The following is a 17,418-nucleotide window of genomic DNA, read 5'->3' as shown; positions in this document are numbered from 1 at the left end:
GATCGAGGGTTGGACGACCTCCTCGACCAGTACGACCTGGTGCTCCAGGCGTTCTGGCTGACCATCCAGCTCTCGGTCCTCTCCGGCGTGTGCTCGCTGGTGTTCGGGACCTTCCTGGCCGCGATGCGGGTCGGCCCGGTCGCCGTGCTGCGGGGCGCCGCGACGACGTACGTGACGCTCGTGCGCAACACCCCGCTGCTGCTGATGTTCGTCTTCGTCTTCATCGCCGCACCCAACCTCGGATGGTTCGTCGGCACACCGTTCCTGGTCAAGGGCGTCATCGCGGTCAGCGTCTACACGTCGGCCTTCGTCTGCGAGGCCGTGCGCTCCGGCGTGAACGCCGTCGCGCTCGGCCAGGCGGAGGCGGCCAGGGCGATCGGCCTGACCTTCACGCAGACGATGGCGAACGTCGTGCTCCCCCAGGCCTTCCGCGCGGTGGTGCCGCCGTTGGCCAGCGTGCTGATCGCGATGACCAAGAACACCTCGATCGCCGCCGTCTTCGGCCTGATGGAGCTGACGGGCCGGATGCGCTACTTCACCAACAACAGCGCCGACGACACGGTGATCTTCGTCGTCTTCGCCGTGTTCTACATCGTGCTCGTCGAACTGATCTCGGCGGGCGCGATCGGCCTCGAGCGTCGATGGAGGGCAGCACGATGAGCACTGTCCTCTTCGACACCCCCGGTCCGCGCACCCGCGCGCGGCACCGTCTCTACACCGTCGTCGCGGGCGTGGTCCTGCTCGGTCTGCTCGCGTGGTTCGTCTGGTACCTCTACGACCAGGGGGAGCTCGAGTACGAGCTCTGGGAGCCCTTCCTCACCCCGGACTACCTCGAGGTGCTCTGGGAGGGCCTGCTCGACACGCTGGCGATGGCGGTGCTGGCGATCCTGCTCGCCGTCGTCATGGGCTTCCTGCTCGGGGTCGGCAAGCTCTCCGAGCACAGGCTCGTGCGGTGGCCGTCGTGGCTGGTCGTCGAGTTCTTCCGCGCGGTGCCGCTCCTGCTGCTGATCATCTTCCTGTTCCTCGGCCCGGTGGGGCTCAACTCCTACTGGTCCGTGGTCGTCGGGCTGACGCTGTACAACGGCGCCGTGCTCGCGGAGATCACGCGCGCCGGGGTGCTCGCGGTGCCGAAGGGCCAGGTCGAGGCGGCGTACGCCCTCGGCATGCGCAAGACCCAGGTGATGCTGAGCATCCAGCTGCCGCAGGCGGTCAAGATCATGATCCCCGCGATCATCAGCCAGTGCATCGTGGCGCTGAAGGACACCAGCCTCGGCTACTACGTGCTCGCTCCCGGCCTGACGACCGTGGGCCGCCAGATCTGGACCGAGTTCGGCAACCAGCTCCAGACCGCGATCGTCCTGTCGGCGATCTACATCGTGTGCAACCTGATCCTCACGGTCCTGGCCACGTGGGCACAACGGAAGCTCGTCGGCGAGCGCAAGCCCATCGTGCACGCGATCGACCCCGGGATGGGCCAGGGAGGCCCGGTTCCGTAGTGACCGGGCCGGCCATGGGCGAAGATGTGCGCACCATGACCGATGCACACCTCGACCGCCGCGGCCTCTTCCTGGCCGGCGCCGGCGTCGCGACCACCGCCGCCCTGCTGACCTTCGAGCCCGCCGCCGCCGGTGAGCGGCAGCGGACGAAGACGTTCAAGGGCGAGCTCACCGACCCCGACGGCCCCGACTGGGTCTACCTGCCGTTCCGGGTGCCGAAGGGCGTGCGCGCGATCTCGGTGAAGTACCGCTACGAGCCGACGCCGCTTGGTCCGACGACGCTCAACGTCGTCGACATCGGCATCTTCGACCCGTCGGGCCGCGGGATCGGCAGCGAGGCCGGGTTCCGCGGGTGGTCGGGCGGCTCGCGCGACTCGTTCCGGATCAGCCGGTCCTCGGCGACGCCGGGCTACCTGCCCGGCCCGATCACGCCGGGCCGGTGGAACATCGTGCTCGGGCCCTACCAGATCTCGGGCGACGGTACGCCGTACCGCGTCGACGTCACGCTGCACTTCGGCCGGCGCGGGGAGAAGTTCGAGCCCACCCCGGCGCCGACGGCCGTGCGCGGCACCGGTGCCGGGTGGTACCGCGGCGACCTGCACGTCCACACCGTCCACTCCGACGGTTCCCAGACCCCGAAGCAGGTGATCGGCTACGCCCGCAAGGCCGGCCTCGACTTCATCGGCACGTCCGAGCACAACACCACCTCCGCGCACGGCGTCTGGGGCCGGGTGACGCCGGACGACTTCCTGGTCATCGCCGGCGAGGAGGTCACGACGCGGGCCGGCCACTGGCTCGCCGCCGGACTGCCGAGCGGGACGTGGATCGACTGGCGCTACCGGCCCGAGAACGGCCGGCTCCGCCGCTTCACCGAGCAGGTGCGGAAGGCCGGCGGCCTCTCGATCGCCGCGCACCCCTTCCAGATCGGCACCGGCAACGGGTGGCAGTTCGGCGACGACTTCACCGTCATGGACGCGATCGAGGTCTGGAACGGCCCGTGGAGCGGGCTCAACGCCATCGCCAACGCCAAGGCGGTCGCGCGCTGGCACGAGCTGCTCACCGCGGGTGTCTTCAAGCCCGCGGTCGGCAATTCCGACACCCACAAGGTCGAGCAGCGGATCGGGCTGGCGCAGACCGTGGTGCGGGCGGCGCGGCTGTCGAAGGCCGCGATCATCGCCGGCTACCGGGGCGGGCACTCCTGGATCACCGGCTCCTCGGAGGTCGACCTCGAGTTCGCGGCCACCCTGGGCGCGGCGAGGGCCGAGTGCGGCGACCGCCTCGCGAGCACGGCCGCCGACCAGGTCGCCGTACGCCTGCACGTCACCGGGGTGCCCGTCGGCTCGGTCGCCACGCTGATCGGGCCCGGCGCCACGACGTACGGCGCCCCCGTGGTCGCCGGCGCCGACGGGGCGGTCCTGGTGGAGCGGTCGGTGCCGGGTGGCACGGCGTTCGTGCGGGCCGAGGTCCGTCAGGGCGATGCGATGGTCGCGATGACCAACCCCATCTTCCTCGGCTGAGAGCCCACCCGTTGGGATAGTCCGTCACGAAATGGTCGCCTGGGATCGCGTGTCGACGACCAGAACGTGCCGGACTATCCCAGCGGTCCACTCGGGGAGGGACCGGGTGTCACCGGCGCGGCGTGACCCACAGCCGGATGACGCCCTCGATCACGACGGTGCCGTCGGCGAGCTCGCCGCGGACGCGGACGGGTAGATCGGGGTCGTCGCCGGACCACTGCTCGGCGTCCGTCTCGGCGACGCAGGTGACGTCGCCGGTCGCCTTGGCCGTGTAGGAGACGTCCATCCCCTTGGGGATCCAGCGCTTGCCGGGCGGGACCGTCGCCTCGGCCAGCGCCCCCATCGCCGCCTCGAGGCCGTTGCACAGCGCGATCGCGTGCACGGTGCGGAGGTGGTTGTGGACCCGGCGGCGCTTCGGGATCACGAGCTCGGCGCGGTTGGGCTCGATGCTCACGAACCGCGGCCGGACCGTCGCGAAGTAGGGCGCCTTCCGCGCGAACAGGAACGAGAAGACCCTCGACCCCATCGGGAGGGCGCTCGCCTTGTTCCAGAGGGTGAGGACCTGGCTCATGGGCGCAACGTTACCTGTCGGTAACGTCGCGCCCGACCTCGGTCTCGAACGCCCGGCCGGCCTCGAGGCCCGCCGCGCGCTCCTCGGGGCCGAGCGACTCCCACAGCTCCGACCAGGCCTGCATGCCGCGGCGGGTGAAGTCCTCGAACTCCGGGTCTGCCGCGAGCTCGCGGATGCCGATCCGGCCGGCGAGCACCTCACGGACCCGGTCGCCGAGCGGCGTGCCCGCGTAGTGGTCGGCCATCGCCCGCAGCGACCGGCGCATGATCTCCGCCCCGGCGGCGTCCCCGGTGAACGCCTGGAGGTCGTCTCGCGGGGTGCTCATGCGAGACCGAGCCGGGCGAGGGCACGTCGCGCCGCGTCGCGCAGCCCCGCCTCGTCGAGGTCGTGGGGACCATCGCGGAGCGCGGGATCCTCGACGTAGTCGTCGCAGGCGACCGCGAGGTTCTCCAGCGCGAAGAACGTCTCCTCATCGACCCGAGGGAGTCGGGAGAACAGCTTCCGGAACTGCTCGTCGTACGACGACGCGTCGAGCTCGTCGGCCAGGAACGAGCGCGTCAGGTCGATGAGGGGTTGTGCCGCTGCGTCCATGTCATCCTCCTCCGAGCCGACCGGTCCTGATGACGTGCTGCAGCTGCGTGTAGTTCAGCTCCCAGGCCGACACGAAGCTACCGTCCTGCCCCAGGATGACGCACTTGCCCGTGGACGGGTTGAAGCTCAACGAGACGGGATCACCGTGATAGGTCCCGGAGCGCGTCTGCGTGGCCGGGTTGTTGACGAAGTCGTCGACCGCCTGCTCGAACTTCTTGGCATTGGCGGGGTTGTAGTTGCCGTCCACGCCGAAGTCCTTCGCGTGCTTGTACTTCTTCTGCAGCTGCTTGGGGGTCGTCTTCAGCTTCGGCGGGGCGATGCGCTTCATCTTCACCAGGGACCGGGCCGTCGACAGTCGGTCCAGGGCCTCGCGGACCCGGTTGAGCTTGGGCGCGTTCTTCGACAGCGCGAGCACGGCGCGGGCGGCCTTGAGCGCCTTGAGGGCGGTGATGATCCGGTGCGCGTAGCGGATGGCGCGGGCCGCGATCACGCCGGCACCGACCGCGGCAGCACCGCCGAAGGTCACGAAGCTGAGCGCGATGCTGGCGCCGGCGGTGACCCCGCACTCGATGGCGAGGTCCTTCAGCAGGCCCTTGATCGTCTCCCGCGTCTCGTCGACCTGGGTGGCGTAGTCGTCGCACGCGGAGCCCTGCGCGCGCAGGCCGTCGGCGAGGTCGGAGATGTTGGTCTTCGTCGAGCGCAGGATCTCCAGCGCCACCGGGATCTCGGGAGACCGTTGGCCCTCGAGGTGGCTCACGGCGACGTCGATCCGGCTGGTGAGCCCCTCGACCGTGCTCGCCGCCGACCGCCAGGCGCTGCCGGCGCTGCGCAGCTGGTCGGTGTTGGCGCTCGGCCAGCCCCAGCCCTGCAGGTGGTCGACGACGTGGTTCCACCACTCCGGGAGGTCCTGGTTGTCGCCGCCGAGGGAGCTGGGCAGGGACACCGCGGCGACGTCGACCGGCCCGCGGCCCGCGACGCCGCCGTCGTACACGGGTCGCGGCTTGTTGTAGACGGAGTCGGCGTTGGCCTGTCGGTGGTTGGAGCCGGAGCCGTGCGAGGCTTCGCCCACCGCGGCCAGCCCGGTCACCAGGCTGCGCAGCGCGTCCACGGCGCCCTGCGCGGCGCCGTCGTACTCCCGGACGAAGTCCTCCGAGCTCGCGTCGTCGCCGCCCAGCGCCCGGAAGCCGGTCAGGGTGTCGGTGAGCGTGTCATAGGCGTACGCCGCGCTCTGGTTGGCCGAGTAGAGCGCCTCGGCCGCGGAGTCGTAGCTCGTGCCGCTGACGTCGAGCCTCACCGCATCTGCTCCCACATGGAGCGGTTCGCCTCGGCGGCGGCGGAGTAGTTGCCGTGGGCGGCCCGGGCGGCGGCACGCAGGTCGGCCATCGCCTGGCGCATCGCGACCATGCCGGTGGTCCACTCCTCGTGCGCCTCGACATGCGCCCGCGCGGCGAGCCCCGCCCAGGTCTCGTGGAGCGTCCGCATCTGCGCGGCCAGGTCCGAGGTGAGGGACTCGAGGCGCTGCTCGGTCCTCTCCAGGTCGAAGATGACGGCGTCGAGGTCGTCGACGTCGATGGCGAACCGGTCCACGTCGCCCATCAGCCGAGCCTGTCGACGATGCGCTGGGAGATCTGGTCGAGCGCCTGCTGCGACGCGTCGTCCTGCTGGACGAAGTCGCGCTGGGCCGCATCGAGCAGCTGGCCCATGGCCTCGAGCCCCTGGCGTACGTCGTCCGCAGCGGCCTTCCACTCGTCCCAGGCCTCGACGAACGACTCGGCGGCCACACCGGTCCACCCCGCTTCGAGGAACCCGCGGACCCGGCCGTCGATCTCCTTCTCGTCCGCGTCGAGCCTGGTCGTCGCCGCGACCACGTCGTGCACGCCGCGGTTGAACGCGTCATGGATGACCTGGACAGTCATGCACACTCCCCCGAGATGATTGCTGGCTCCCTCAGCGATGCCCGGCCTGCGCGCGCCGAAACCCGCTACCGTCCCGCCATGGACGAGAACACGTTCCAGTTGGGACAGGAGCTCCCCGAGCTCGGCTGCTACGGGCTCGCCGGGCACTCCGCCAGCCCGCGCGACCTGGTCGACGAGGTCCGCCTGGCCGAGCGGCTGGGCATCGGCTCGGTCTTCCTGTCCGAGCGGTTCAACGTCAAGGACGCCGCCGTGCTGGCCGGCGCCGCCGGCGCTGTGAGCGAGACGATCGGCATCGCCACCGCGGCCACCAACCACAACACCCGGCACCCGCTCGTCACGGCGACCTTCGCGACGACCATGCACCGGCTCACCGGCGGGCGGTACGCCTTCGGGCTCGGCCGCGGCTTCGACCTCCTCTTCGACGTCATGGGGGTCCCGCGCGTCACGGGAGCGCAGCTGGAGGACGCGATCGGCATCTACCGGTCGCTGTGGCACGGGCAGGCGGTGCTCGGGCACGACGGGCCCGCGGGCAGCTACCCCTACCTGTCGCAGGACAGCTCGTTCGACGAGGACATCCCGGTGCTGATGATGGCGATCGGCGGGCGGACGCTCGAGCTCGCGGGCCGCGTCGCCGACGGCGTCGTGCTGCACACGTTCCTCTCCGACGAGACGCTCGCGCGGTCGGTGGCGACCATCCGGCGGGCCGCCGAGGAAGCGGGACGCGATCCCGCCTCGGTGCGGATCTGGGCGGTGCTCGCGACCGTCGAGGAGTCGATCGGCGAGGAGGCCCGGCTGCGCAAGCTTGTCGGCCGGCTCGCGACGTACCTGCAGGGGTACGGCGAGGTGCTGGTCCGCGCCAACGGCTGGGACCTCGCGGCACTGGAGCGGTTCCGTGCGGACGACCTCGTGCAGGGCTACCCGGGCGCGTTCGACGCGATCGGGACGGCCGAGGAGCTGACCCACCTCCGCGACGACGTGCTGCCCGCCGAGTGGCTGGCCGCCTCGGCGACCGGTACCGCGGCCGCGTGTGCGGCGCGGATCCAGGACCAGCTCGACGCCGGAGCCGACAGCGTGATCCTGCACGGCGCCACGCCCACCGAGCTGGAGCCGGTCCTTGCCGCGTGGCGGGCGATCCGGCCCGCCGACGCGCTGGCGGGCCTGCCGACGAACCCGGGGCGGGCGCGATGAGGGTCGAGGACCTCACAGCCCCGTGGTTGAGCGGGATCCTCGACCGCGAGGTCTCCGCGATCACCGTCGAGCAGGTCGGCACCGGCCAGATCGGCACCTGCTTCCGGGCCCGGTTCGGCGGAGGTGAGACGGTCCTGGTCAAGCTGCCGCCGCCCGACCCTGCCGCGCGGGACATGATGGCGGGCGCCTACCGCGGGGAGGTCCGCTTCTACCAGCAGATCGCCCCGACGGTCGCCGTACGCACGCCAGCCTGTCACCACGCCGAGATCGCCGACGACTCCGGCGACTTCGTGGTCGTGCTCGAGGACCTCGCGCCGGCCGAGCAGGGCGACCAGATCGCCGGCTGCACCGTCGAGCAGGCGCGCGACGCCGTCGTGAACCTCGCCGGCCTGCACGGACCGCGCTGGTGCGACCCGGCGCTGCTCGACGTCGACACGCTCTCGATCAACGGCCCCGACGAGATCGCGCTGCTGCTGGAGATGTGGGGGCCGACGGCCGACCTCTTCCTGGACGGGCTCGGAGACCTGGTCGCGCCCGCGGACGCCGCGACCCTGCGCGCCTGCGGTGACGTGCTCGAGCGGTGGCTGCTCGGCCGTTCTGAGCGGTTCGGGCTCGTGCACGGTGACTACCGCCTCGACAACCTGCTCTTCCCGCCCGCCGGAGCACCCGGCGTCCGGGCCGTCGACTGGCAGACGCTCAGCCTCGCGCTGCCCGCCCGCGACCTGGCCTACTTCACCGGCACCAGCCTCACGGTCGACGACCGCCGCATCCACGAGCGCGACCTGGTCGCGGCGTACCACTCCGCCCTTGTGTCGTACGGCGTGCCGCACTACTCGCTCGAGGACTGCTGGGACGACTACGCGTTCGCGATGGTGCAGGGCCCGCTGGTCTCGATCTTCGGGTGCGCCTACGGCACCCGCACCGAGCGCGGCGACCGGATGTTCGCGACGATGATCGCCCGGTCCTGCCAGGCGATCCGCGACCTCGGCACGCTGGAGCGCGCGGCCGCTGGGTAGCGTGTCGCCGTGAGCAACGGTCGCGTCAACTGGTCCATGCTGCTGGTCGCGATCGCGCTGCTCGCGCCCGTCGCTCTCGGCGTGGTGCTGGTGATCGGTGGCACCGGGCCGCTGGGCTGGGCGCTCGTCGGCTTCTTCGGCGCCGGAGCCGTCGTGCTCGGCAAGAAGGCCGTCACCGGAGACTAGGCGAGCACCTCGACGCGGTTGCCGTGGGCGTCGAAGGTGTGGAACCGCTCGTAGCCGGCGAACGTGCGCCGCTCCCGCCAGTCGACCTCGAAGCCGAGGCCGGTGAGCCGCTCGGCCATCGCCTCGAGCGTGGCGACGTCGTCGACCACGAGCGCCGGATGTGCCTTGCGGGCCGGGGCGAACGGGTCCTCGACGCCGACGTGGATCTCCACGCCGTCGCGGCGGAACCACGCACCGCCACGCCCGGCGAGGTCGGCGGGCTTGGGGACCTCGGCCAGGCCGAGGCCGTCGGCGTAGAAGCGCCGGGCGGCGTCCTCGCCCCCGCGGGGGCAGGCGACCTGGACGTGGTGGAGCCTCATGAGGTCACCTGAGCGACGACGAAGATCCGACGGAAGGGCAGCACGACGCCGTACTCGCGCTCGGGGTACGCCGCGGCGAGCCGCCGGCGGAACTCGGCCTCGAACGCCGGGCGGAGGTCGTCGGGCAGCGCCTGCAGGGTCGGCCTGGCGCCGGTGCCCGAAACCCAGGTGAAGACCGGGTCGGGGCCGGTGAGCAGGTGGAGGTACGTCGTCTCCCACGCGTCGACGGTGCAGCCGAGGCCGGCGAGTGCATCGAGGTAGTCGGCCGGGTCGTGGCTGCTCGGCACGGCGACGCCGGCAGTGTGCTCGGCGTACGGCGCCTCGGCAGCGAGCTCGTCGCGGATCGTGTGGCTGGGCTCGTCGAAGTTGCCGGGGACCTGGAAGGCCAGCCAGCCCCGGGGCGCGACGGCGTCGACGAGCCGCGGCAGGAGGTCGAGGTGCCCGGGCACCCACTGGAGGGTGGCGTTGGAGACCAGGACGTCGACGGGCGCGGACGGGGCCCAGTCGCGCAGGTCGGCGACGTGGAAGCGGAGGCCGCCGCGGAGCTCGCGCGCCTTCGCGATCATCTCCGGGCTGGAGTCGAGGCCCACGACGTCGGCCTCGGGCCAGCGGTCGGCCAGCAGCGCGGTCAGGTTGCCGGGGCCGCAGCCGAGGTCGACGACCGAGGCGGGCCGGTCGGCGCCGACTCGGGCCAGCAGGTCGACGAACGGCCGGCCCCGCTCGTCGGCGTACGTCAGGTAGCGGCGGGGGTCCCAGGTGTGGGTCATCGGCAGTCCTCTCAATCTCTTGACGTCGAGATACTTCACGCAGTTTGTCTCGATGTCAAGATTCTCGATGCATCCGCTACGCTGCGACCATGCGCGATGAGGTCGACGAGCTGGTCGAGGCGTGGGAGCGCGAGCGCCCCGACCTCGATCTTGCCCCCGTCGAGGTGTTCAGCCGGATCAGCCGGCTGGGCCGCCACCTCGACCTCGCGCGCCGCGACGCCTTCACGACCGCGCAGGTGGAGTCCTGGGAGTTCGACGTCCTGGCCGCGCTGCGGCGAGCGGGCGCGCCGTACGAGCTCTCCCCCGGGCGGCTGCTCCGCGAGACGCTCGTGACCAGCGGCACGATGACCAACCGGGTCGACCGCCTGGTCGGCCGCGGGCTGGTGGAGCGGCTGCCCGACCCGCACGACCGTCGCGGGGTGCTGGTGCGGCTCACGCCGGAGGGCAAGGACACCGTGGACGCGGCGTTCGAGAGGCTGCTCGAGGCCGAGCAGACGTTCCTCGCCGGGCTGCCCGAGAAGGACCGGACGCGGCTGGCGGCGCTGCTGCGGACCCTGCTCGCGCCGTTCGCCTGAGTCCTACTCCAGCACCTCGGCGGCTTCGAGCCACTCGAGCTCGAGCTCGCCCTTCTCGTTCGCGAGCACGTCGAGCCGTGCGCTCAGCTCGGCCAGCTCCTCGTAGCGCTCCGCGGCCTGGGGCGAGAGCTCCTCGATCCGGGCGTGGAGCTCCCCCTCCTGCTCGGCGATCCGCTCCAGCTGGCGGTCGACGCGCGCGATCGTCTTGCGCGCGGCCCGCTCCTCCGCACTCCCCGCCTTCGCCCTGGGCGTTGAATCGAGACTTGTGACGGTTGAGTCGGTACTTGTGACGGTTGAGTCGGTACTTCTCGTCGCAGGAGCTCCGGATTCAACCGGTGAAAGTCCCGACTCGACATGCAGGTCCGCCGCGCGGCGCTCGAGGTACTCATCGACACCCCGCGGCAGCATCGAGATCTGCCCGTCGCCGAGAAGCGCCCAGACGGAGTCGGTGACCCGCTCGAGGAAGTAGCGGTCGTGGGAGACCACGACGAGGGTGCCGGGCCAGGCGTCGAGGAAGTCCTCCACGACATTGAGGGTCTCGATGTCGAGGTCGTTGGTGGGCTCGTCGAGCAGCAGCACGTTGGGCTCGGTGAGCAGCAGGCGGAGCAGCTGGAAGCGGCGGCGCTCACCGCCGGAGAGGTCGCCGATCCGGGCCGTGAGCCGGTCGCCGGTGAAGCCGAAGCGCTCGAGCATCGAGGTCGCGGTGATCTCGCCGTCGGCGGTGCGGGTGATGCGGCGGATCGACTCGACCGTGGGCAGCACCCGGCCCTCGGGATCGAGGTCGTCGAGCTGCTGGGTGAGGTGCTGGAGGGCGACGGTGCGGCCGTGCTTCACCCGCCCGACGGCGGGGGCGAGCTCGCCGGCGAGCATCGCGAGCACCGACGTCTTGCCGGCGCCGTTGACGCCGACGATGCCGACCCGGTCGCCGGGGCCGAGCCGCCACGTGGCGTGCGAGAGCAGCTGCCGGTCGCCGCGGAAGAGGTCGACGTCCTCCACGTCGATGACGTCCTTGCCGAGCCGCTGGGCGGCGAACTTCTGGAGCTCCATCCGGTCGCGCGGCGGCGGCACGTCCTCGATCAGCAGGTTGGCAGCGTCGATGCGGAACTTCGGCTTCGACGTCCGCGCCGGGGCGCCGCGGCGCAGCCAGGCGAGCTCCTTGCGGACGAGGTTCTGCCGGCGGACCTCCGAGGCCGCGGCCTGCCGCTGCCGCTCGGCCTTGGCGAGCACGAACGCGGCGTACCCGCCCTCGTAGGCGTCGACGACGCCGTCGTGCACCTCCCACGTCCACTGACACACGGCGTCGAGGAACCACCGGTCGTGGGTGACGACCACCAGGGCGGACGGCCGGGCGGCGAGGTGCTGGGCCAGCCAGGCGACGGCCTCGACGTCGAGGTGGTTGGTCGGCTCGTCGAGCACGATCAGGTCGTGCTCGCCCAGCAGCAGCGCCGCCAGCGAGCAGCGGCGCCGCTCGCCACCGGAGAGCCCGAGCACGGAGCGGTCGAGCTCGACCCCGGCGAGCAGGACGTCGACGACCTCGCGCGTGCGCGGATCGGCGGCCCACTCGTGGTCGGACCGGCCGCCGAGCACGGCCTCGCGCACGGAGTGGGTGTCCTCGAGCTCGTCGCCCTGGTGGAGGTAGCCGACCAGCAGGCCGCGCTGGCGCGAGACCCGGCCGGAGTCGGGCTCCTCGAGGCCCGTCATCACCTCCAGGAGCGTGGTCTTGCCGTCGCCGTTGCGGCCGACGATGCCGATGCGCTGCCCGGCCGCGACGCCGAGCGAGACGTCGGTGAGCAGCGGGCGGATGCCGTAGGACTTGGAGACGCGCTCGAGGTTCAGCAGGTTAGACATACGACACCAGGTGGGCCCCCGCCACCGCGCCGGTCGTGACCAGGACGATGTCGTGGTGGGCGCGCAGCTCGCCCGCGGTCGCACGCGCCGCGTCGGCGGACTCGCAGAGGAAGACGCACGTCGGCCCGGAGCCCGTCACGACGCCACGCAGCGCGCCGGCGCCCTCGCCGAGGCCGATCAGCTTCGACAAGTCGGGCCGCAGGTCGAGCGCTGCCGGCTGGAGGTCGTTGTGCAGTGCCGCGGCGAGCGCGTGCGGGTCGCCGGCGTCGAGTGCCGCTAGCAGGTCCTCCGGCATGGGGGGTACGTCGGGGGCGTTCGGGAACAGCTGGTCGAAGTGGCGGTAGACCTCCGGCGTCGACATCCCGTTCGCCGACGGCACCAGCACCCACCACCACGTGCCGTTGTCAGCGACCGGCTCGACGATCTCCCCGCGGCCCGTGCCGAGGGCGGAGCCGCCGACGAGGGCGAAGGGCACGTCGCTGCCGAGCTGGGCCGCCAGCGCGAGCAGGTCGGCGTCGGAGGTGCCGACGCCCCACAGGCGGTCGAGCCCCACCAATGCCGCGGCCGCGTCGGCCGACCCGCCGGCCATGCCTCCGGCCACCGGGATCTCCTTGTCGATGAAGACCTCGCCGCTGACGGCCAGCCCGTGGTGGCCGGCCAGCAGCGCCGCGGCGCGGTCGACGATGTTGTCGCCGGAGAGCGGGACGTGGGTGCGGTCCATCCACGGCGACACGGCGACGTCGACCGACCAGGCGTCGGAGTCGGTGAACGTGAGGTCGTCGTAGATCCCCACCGCCTGGTAGACGCTGGTGAGCGGGTGGAAGCCGTCGTCGCGCGGGGCCCCCACGCCGAGGTGGAGGTTGATCTTGGCCGGCGCGCGAACGGTGAGGCTCATGAGGCTTCCTCGGGGCCCGGGAGCGCCTCGGCGATCCGGACGAAGTCGTGGATGGTCAGGGTCTCCCCGCGCGCCAGCGGCGCGACGCCGGCACGCTCGAGGGCCGCGTCCACGGCCTCGGTGGGGGCGAGCACGCGCAGCGCTCCCCGCAACGCCTTGCGGCGCTGGGCGAACGCCGCGTCGACCACGTCGAAGACCCGCTCGCGGGACACGGCCGTCGTCGGCGGGTCGCGCCGGGTCCAGGCGACCAGGCCGGAGTCGACGTTGGGCGCGGGCCAGAAGACGTTGCGGCCGATCGCGCCCGCCCGGCGTACGTCGGCGAACCACGCGGCCTTGACCGAGGGGATGCCGTAGACCTTCGAGCCCGGCTCGGCGGCGAGCCGGTCGGCGACCTCGGACTGCACCATCACCAGCCCCCGCTCGAGCGAGGGCAGCAGGGCCAGCAGGTGTAGCAGCACCGGGACCGAGACGTTGTAGGGCAGGTTGGCGACCAGCGCCGTCGGTGGCGGGCCCGGCACCTCGTCGATCCGGAGCGCGTCGGCCAGCACCACCTCGAACCGGTCGGCCTGGGCGGGGGCGTACGTCGCGATCGTCTCGGGCAGCAGGGACGCGAGCTTCTCGTCGACCTCGATCGCGACGACCCGGCCCGCCACCTCCAGCAGCGCGAGGGTCAGCGAGCCCAGACCCGGACCGACCTCGACCACGACGTCGCTGTCGGTGACGCCCGACTCGCGGACGATCCGGCGCACGGTGTTGGCGTCGATGACGAAGTTCTGCCCGCGCTGCTTGGTGGGTCGCAGGTCGAGCCGCGCGGCCAGGGCGCGGACGTCCGCCGGCCCCAGCAGGCGCGGCTCGGCAGACGTGTCGGACATGGGCGCCAGCGTAGTCAGCGCGGCGAGTCGACCCGACTTCGGCCGTGATCTCCGACCACCGTCGATAAGGTCCGAGCACCGTTCGCGGCGCTCGGGCCCGCACCACAGTCGGAGGGAACCTTGATCAGACGCGCCATCGCGGCCGCGAGCACAGTGGCGGTCGCCGCGGTGCTCCCGGTCATCGCTGCCCCAGCCCAGGCGAGACCCGCCAGCGCCCAACCGCCTGCCAGTGACGCCGCCGGTCCCCACCGACCGGACAACCGCCCGAGCCCCCTCGCCACCCAGCGGGCCTCGCTCCGCCAGCGCGCGATCGACCAGCTCGCCAGCGGGGACGCCCGGCTCAAGGGCCGAGGTGAGAGCCGGACGATCCAGCTGGCCGGGGGAGCCGAGGTCGACTACCCGGCGACCCAGGACGCCAACCTGCTGACCTTCCTCGTCGAGTTCGGCGAGGACGACCCGGCGGACCTGGCCAGCGAGGACTTCCCGGCCGAGGGCCCCCTCCACAACGAGATCCCCGAGCCGGACGCGGTGGACAACACGACGTACTGGAAGGGTGACTTCAACCGCCAGCACTTCCTGGACATGTTCTTCAACGGCATGGACGACCAGGGCGGCGAGTCCTTCAAGGATCTCTACGACGAGATGTCCAGCGGTCGCTTCGACCTCACCGGCGACGTCTCCGACTGGGTGCAGGTGCCCCACGCCGAGGCCTTCTACTCCGACGAGGACGGCTTCGAGAACCAGCCGGAGATGACCGCGTTCATCGGCGACAGCGCGAACGCGTGGTACGACGCCCGGATCGGCGCCGGCATGACGGACGCGCAGATCAAGGACTACCTCGCCGAGTACGACGTCTGGGACCGCTACGACATCGACGGCGACGGCGACTTCAACGAGTCCGACGGCTACATCGACCACTTCCAGGCCGTCCACGCAGGTGAGGGCGAGGAGGCGGGCGCGCCGATCTGGTCGATCTGGTCGCACCGGTGGTCGGCCAACATCGGCGGCTTCGGCACCGCCGGGCCCGCTGAGGGCTCCTGTGATGCCTGCTATCCCGTCGGCGGCGTCGAGATCGGTGACTCGGGCTACTGGATCTACGACTACACGACCGAGCCCGAGAACGGCGGCCTCGGCGTCTTCGCCCACGAGTTCGGCCACGACCTCGACCTGCCGGACTACTACGACACCGGCGACGGCGACAACAGCAACGGCTACTGGACGCTGATGGACTCGGGCTCCTGGCTCGGCCACGGCGACGGCGCCACCGGCAACTCCGCCGGCCACATGGGTCCGACGGAGAAGCTCTTCCTCGGGTGGTACGGCCCGCAGACCCCGGACGGCTACGACGACCTCGCGGTCGTCGACGGCACCGCCGCGGCCGAGGAGGTCACGCTCGGCCCGAGCTACCACGCCACCACGGCCGGCAAGCAGGCCGTGCTCGTGACGCTTCCTGACGGACACGGGTCCGCAGACGGACCCGTCGATGGTGACTACCTCTACTCGGGCTACCTGGATGGGAACGCGGTGCAGGCGACCGGGCCGAGCATCGAGCTCTCGGCGGGCACCGTGACGCTGCAGGCCAACGTCAACTACGACACCGAGGAGGACTTCGACTACGCCTACCTCGAGGTCTCGAACGACGGCGGCGCGACGTGGGACAACGTCCACACCAGCGTCTCCTCGACCGACAACCCGAACGGCAGCAACCTCGGCGAGGGCATCAGTGGTGACAGCGCCGGACCGGTGGACATCACCGCCGACCTCTCCACCTACGCCGGCCAGACCGTGCAGCTGCGGTGGGAGTTCATCGCCGACGCGAACACGCACGGCGAGGGCACCATCGACGGCTTCGTCGTCGACAGCCTGTCGGTGGGCGACTACTCGACGACGTTCGAGGACACCAGCGACTGGACCCTCTCCGGCTTCCATGCGGTGGCGGACGGTCAGTACTCGTACGAGTTCACGCAGTACTACATGGCCGAGAACCGCACGTTCGACGGCTACGACGTGGCGCTCGGCCAAGGCCCGTACAGCCACGACTACGAGGTGTCGATCCCCGGCCACAAGAAGGTCGACCACTACTCGTACGAGGACGGCCTGCTGCTCTACTACTCCAACAGCGCGTACACCGACAACAACACGAGTGACCACCCGGGCTTCGGCGCCAACCTGCCCGTCGACGCCAACCCCGAGTCGATCACGTGGACCGGTGCCGGAGATCCGGCAACGGCCAACGGCCGGCTCCAGGCGTTCGACGCGACGTTCGACGTCGACAGCACCCACCTCCTCTCGCTGACGCGCGAGGTGCCGGGTGGCACCCAGTCCGTGAACATCCCGGCCCGCCCGAGCGTGCCGGTGTTCGAGGACAACGACGTCAACGGCTACTGGAGCGAGGACCCCGACGACGACGCCGTCGGCTGGTTCTCGACCAAGGTCGCGGGCGCCGGCACGACACTCCAGGTGGTGTCGTCCGACAAGGCCAGCGACACGATGGTCATCAAGGTCGGCAAGAACTTCATCGCCCAGGTGAACGAGCCGTTCATCAACGGCCCGGCCGCCGTGGGCAAGCAGCTGACGCTCGAGCCGGGCTGGTTCCAGAAGGGCGTCACCAACGACGTCACCTGGTTCCGTGACGGCGTCGAGATCGGCAACGCCGGTCATGGCACGACCTACACCGCTCAGCCGGCCGATGTCGGTCACGAGATCACCGCCGCGGTCACCGCCACCAAGAGCGGGTACGTCGGCAACGCGACCGAGGTCACGGACGGTCCGACGGTCGTCACCGGCGCTGCGCCGTCGCCGACCGTGGCGCTGGCGATCCAGGGGGCGGCGTCCGTCGGCTCCACGCTGACGGCGGCCGGGGCGACCTGGCCGGTGGCCGGGTCGTCGACGTTCGCGTGGACCATCGGCGGCGTGGCGGTCGGGACCGGGGCGTCGTACGCGGTCAACGCCGGCGACGCGGGCAAGGTCGTGACGGTCACGGAGACCCGGACCAGCCCCGGCTACGAGACCGCGAGGGCCTCGGCCTCCACGGCCCCGGTCGCGGCCGGCGCAGAGCCTGTCGCGAGCGCCCCGCCGACGATCAGCGGCAAGGCCCGCGTCGGCTCGACGCTGAAGGTCACCGCCGGCACCTGGCCGCGGGCCGGCACCTCCACGTTCACGTGGACGGTCGGCGGCAAGCAGGTCGGCACCGGTACGGCGTACGAGGTCAAGCCGGCCAACGCCGGCAAGACGGTCACGGTGACCGAGACGTTCGTGAGCCCGGGCTACGCGCCCGGAACCGCGAGCGCGGTGACGGCGAAGGTGCTGCCGGCGAAGGTGAGCCTGAGCGTCGACCCGGGCAAGGCGACGAAGGGCAAGAAGGTGAAGGTCGTCATCAAGGCGACCTCGCCGGGGCTGACCGTGCCCGGCACCGTGAAGCTGGTGTACGCCGGCGAGAAGCTCGGCGGCGAGAAGCTGGACGACGGCAAGGTGACCGTGCACCTGCCCGCGAAGCCGAAGGGGACCTACAAGCTCAAGGTCTCCCTCGAGAGCGGGACCGGGTTCGCCGACGCCGACGACACCGTCGAGATCAAGGTCAAGCGGAAGTAGCCGCCTGACGGATCGCGTCGCAGAAGGGCC

19 protein-coding genes are annotated in these 17,418 nt (G+C 71.5%); 8 read left to right on the top strand and 11 right to left on the bottom strand.

Going from position 1 to position 17,418, the window contains the following annotated elements:
• The first annotated feature begins 9 nt into the window (after positions 1 to 9).
• From ACFQQI_RS00615 to ACFQQI_RS00605, 3 genes are read left to right on the top strand one after another with little or no spacing between them, the layout of a single operon-like run.
• A complete protein-coding gene (locus ACFQQI_RS00615) occupies positions 10 to 660 on the top strand; it encodes an amino acid ABC transporter permease (RefSeq protein ID WP_378556359.1) in 651 nt (216 codons plus the stop codon).
• On the top strand, positions 657 to 1,496 hold the full coding sequence (locus tag ACFQQI_RS00610; RefSeq protein WP_378556356.1) for an amino acid ABC transporter permease: 840 nt from the start codon (positions 657 to 659) through the stop codon (positions 1,494 to 1,496). The genes ACFQQI_RS00615 and ACFQQI_RS00610 overlap by 4 nt, the downstream gene beginning before the upstream one ends.
• 35 nt (positions 1,497 to 1,531) lie before the next feature.
• Positions 1,532 to 3,013, top strand: a complete 1,482-nt coding sequence (locus ACFQQI_RS00605) for a CehA/McbA family metallohydrolase (RefSeq protein WP_378556353.1) — start codon at positions 1,532 to 1,534, stop codon at positions 3,011 to 3,013.
• A 109-nt stretch (positions 3,014 to 3,122) separates the two neighbouring features.
• On the opposite strand, the gene ACFQQI_RS00600 is transcribed toward ACFQQI_RS00605, so the two are convergent.
• The 6 genes from ACFQQI_RS00600 to ACFQQI_RS00575 are packed head-to-tail and all read right to left on the bottom strand — an operon-like array spanning position 3,123 to position 6,091.
• Positions 3,123 to 3,584, bottom strand: coding sequence for a hotdog fold domain-containing protein (locus tag ACFQQI_RS00600; RefSeq protein ID WP_378556350.1), 462 nt, complete (start codon positions 3,582 to 3,584; stop codon positions 3,123 to 3,125).
• 10 nt (positions 3,585 to 3,594) lie between these two features.
• Positions 3,595 to 3,909 carry a hypothetical protein gene (locus ACFQQI_RS00595; RefSeq protein WP_378556347.1) on the bottom strand — a complete coding sequence of 105 codons (315 nt, stop codon included), beginning with the start codon at positions 3,907 to 3,909 and terminating at the stop codon, positions 3,595 to 3,597.
• Positions 3,906 to 4,175, bottom strand: a complete 270-nt coding sequence (locus ACFQQI_RS00590) for a colicin immunity domain-containing protein (RefSeq protein ID WP_378556344.1) — start codon at positions 4,173 to 4,175, stop codon at positions 3,906 to 3,908. The genes ACFQQI_RS00595 and ACFQQI_RS00590 overlap by 4 nt, the downstream gene beginning before the upstream one ends.
• A gap of 1 nt (position 4,176) precedes the next feature.
• Positions 4,177 to 5,469 (bottom strand): colicin D domain-containing protein, encoded by a 1,293-nt coding sequence (locus ACFQQI_RS00585; protein WP_378556341.1) that lies wholly within the window; start codon positions 5,467 to 5,469, stop codon positions 4,177 to 4,179.
• Positions 5,466 to 5,771, bottom strand: coding sequence for a WXG100 family type VII secretion target (locus ACFQQI_RS00580; RefSeq protein WP_378556338.1), 306 nt, complete (start codon positions 5,769 to 5,771; stop codon positions 5,466 to 5,468). The genes ACFQQI_RS00585 and ACFQQI_RS00580 overlap by 4 nt, the downstream gene beginning before the upstream one ends.
• The gene (locus tag ACFQQI_RS00575) at positions 5,771 to 6,091 is read right to left on the bottom strand and encodes a WXG100 family type VII secretion target (RefSeq protein WP_378556335.1); all 321 of its coding nucleotides are present in this window, start codon (positions 6,089 to 6,091) and stop codon (positions 5,771 to 5,773) included. Before ACFQQI_RS00575 ends, ACFQQI_RS00580 begins: the two co-directional genes overlap by 1 nt.
• Before the next feature lie 78 nt (positions 6,092 to 6,169).
• Between ACFQQI_RS00575 and ACFQQI_RS00570 the strand changes: the two genes are divergently transcribed.
• Genes ACFQQI_RS00570 through ACFQQI_RS00560 form a run of 3 tightly spaced genes read left to right on the top strand, consistent with a single transcriptional unit; the run spans position 6,170 to position 8,481 of the window.
• Positions 6,170 to 7,279 carry a TIGR03857 family LLM class F420-dependent oxidoreductase gene (locus tag ACFQQI_RS00570; RefSeq protein WP_378556332.1) on the top strand — a complete coding sequence of 370 codons (1,110 nt, stop codon included), beginning with the start codon at positions 6,170 to 6,172 and terminating at the stop codon, positions 7,277 to 7,279.
• Positions 7,276 to 8,295 (top strand): phosphotransferase family protein, encoded by a 1,020-nt coding sequence (locus tag ACFQQI_RS00565; protein ID WP_378556329.1) that lies wholly within the window; start codon positions 7,276 to 7,278, stop codon positions 8,293 to 8,295. Before ACFQQI_RS00570 ends, ACFQQI_RS00565 begins: the two co-directional genes overlap by 4 nt.
• Before the next feature lie 9 nt (positions 8,296 to 8,304).
• Entirely contained in the window at positions 8,305 to 8,481 is a 177-nt protein-coding gene (locus ACFQQI_RS00560; protein WP_378556326.1) for a hypothetical protein, read from the top strand.
• Here the strand turns inward: ACFQQI_RS00560 and ACFQQI_RS00555 are convergent.
• Positions 8,478 to 8,840: a VOC family protein gene (locus ACFQQI_RS00555; RefSeq protein ID WP_378556323.1), complete on the bottom strand. Its 363-nt coding sequence runs from the start codon at positions 8,838 to 8,840 to the stop codon at positions 8,478 to 8,480. The two genes, ACFQQI_RS00560 and ACFQQI_RS00555, sit on opposite strands and share 4 nt — an antisense overlap.
• Positions 8,837 to 9,607 carry a trans-aconitate 2-methyltransferase gene (locus tag ACFQQI_RS00550; RefSeq protein ID WP_378556320.1) on the bottom strand — a complete coding sequence of 257 codons (771 nt, stop codon included), beginning with the start codon at positions 9,605 to 9,607 and terminating at the stop codon, positions 8,837 to 8,839. The genes ACFQQI_RS00555 and ACFQQI_RS00550 overlap by 4 nt, the downstream gene beginning before the upstream one ends.
• Before the next feature lie 89 nt (positions 9,608 to 9,696).
• Between ACFQQI_RS00550 and ACFQQI_RS00545 the strand changes: the two genes are divergently transcribed.
• Entirely contained in the window at positions 9,697 to 10,182 is a 486-nt protein-coding gene (locus ACFQQI_RS00545) for a MarR family winged helix-turn-helix transcriptional regulator (RefSeq protein WP_378556317.1), read from the top strand.
• 3 nt (positions 10,183 to 10,185) lie between these two features.
• Here the strand turns inward: ACFQQI_RS00545 and ACFQQI_RS00540 are convergent, their stop codons facing one another.
• From ACFQQI_RS00540 to rsmA, 3 genes are read right to left on the bottom strand one after another with little or no spacing between them, the layout of a single operon-like run.
• The gene (locus ACFQQI_RS00540) at positions 10,186 to 12,030 is read right to left on the bottom strand and encodes an ABC-F family ATP-binding cassette domain-containing protein (RefSeq protein ID WP_378556314.1); all 1,845 of its coding nucleotides are present in this window, start codon (positions 12,028 to 12,030) and stop codon (positions 10,186 to 10,188) included.
• Positions 12,023 to 12,925 (bottom strand): 4-(cytidine 5'-diphospho)-2-C-methyl-D-erythritol kinase, encoded by a 903-nt coding sequence (locus ACFQQI_RS00535; RefSeq protein ID WP_378556311.1) that lies wholly within the window; start codon positions 12,923 to 12,925, stop codon positions 12,023 to 12,025. Before ACFQQI_RS00535 ends, ACFQQI_RS00540 begins: the two co-directional genes overlap by 8 nt.
• On the bottom strand, positions 12,922 to 13,797 hold the full coding sequence (gene rsmA, locus ACFQQI_RS00530) for a 16S rRNA (adenine(1518)-N(6)/adenine(1519)-N(6))-dimethyltransferase RsmA (protein WP_378556308.1): 876 nt from the start codon (positions 13,795 to 13,797) through the stop codon (positions 12,922 to 12,924). The genes ACFQQI_RS00535 and rsmA overlap by 4 nt, the downstream gene beginning before the upstream one ends.
• 120 nt (positions 13,798 to 13,917) lie before the next feature.
• Here rsmA and ACFQQI_RS00525 point away from each other — a divergent pair, with 120 nt between their 5' ends.
• A complete protein-coding gene (locus tag ACFQQI_RS00525; protein WP_378556305.1) occupies positions 13,918 to 17,388 on the top strand; it encodes a M6 family metalloprotease domain-containing protein in 3,471 nt (1,156 codons plus the stop codon).
• Positions 17,389 to 17,418: the final 30 nt, after the last annotated feature.

The organism is Nocardioides sp. GCM10030259 (genome assembly GCF_042666375.1).
GTDB lineage: Bacteria > Actinomycetota > Actinomycetes > Propionibacteriales > Nocardioidaceae > Nocardioides.
The sequence above is the reverse complement of the archived record's forward strand: the minus strand, read 5'-3'. Positions and strand labels throughout refer to the sequence as shown.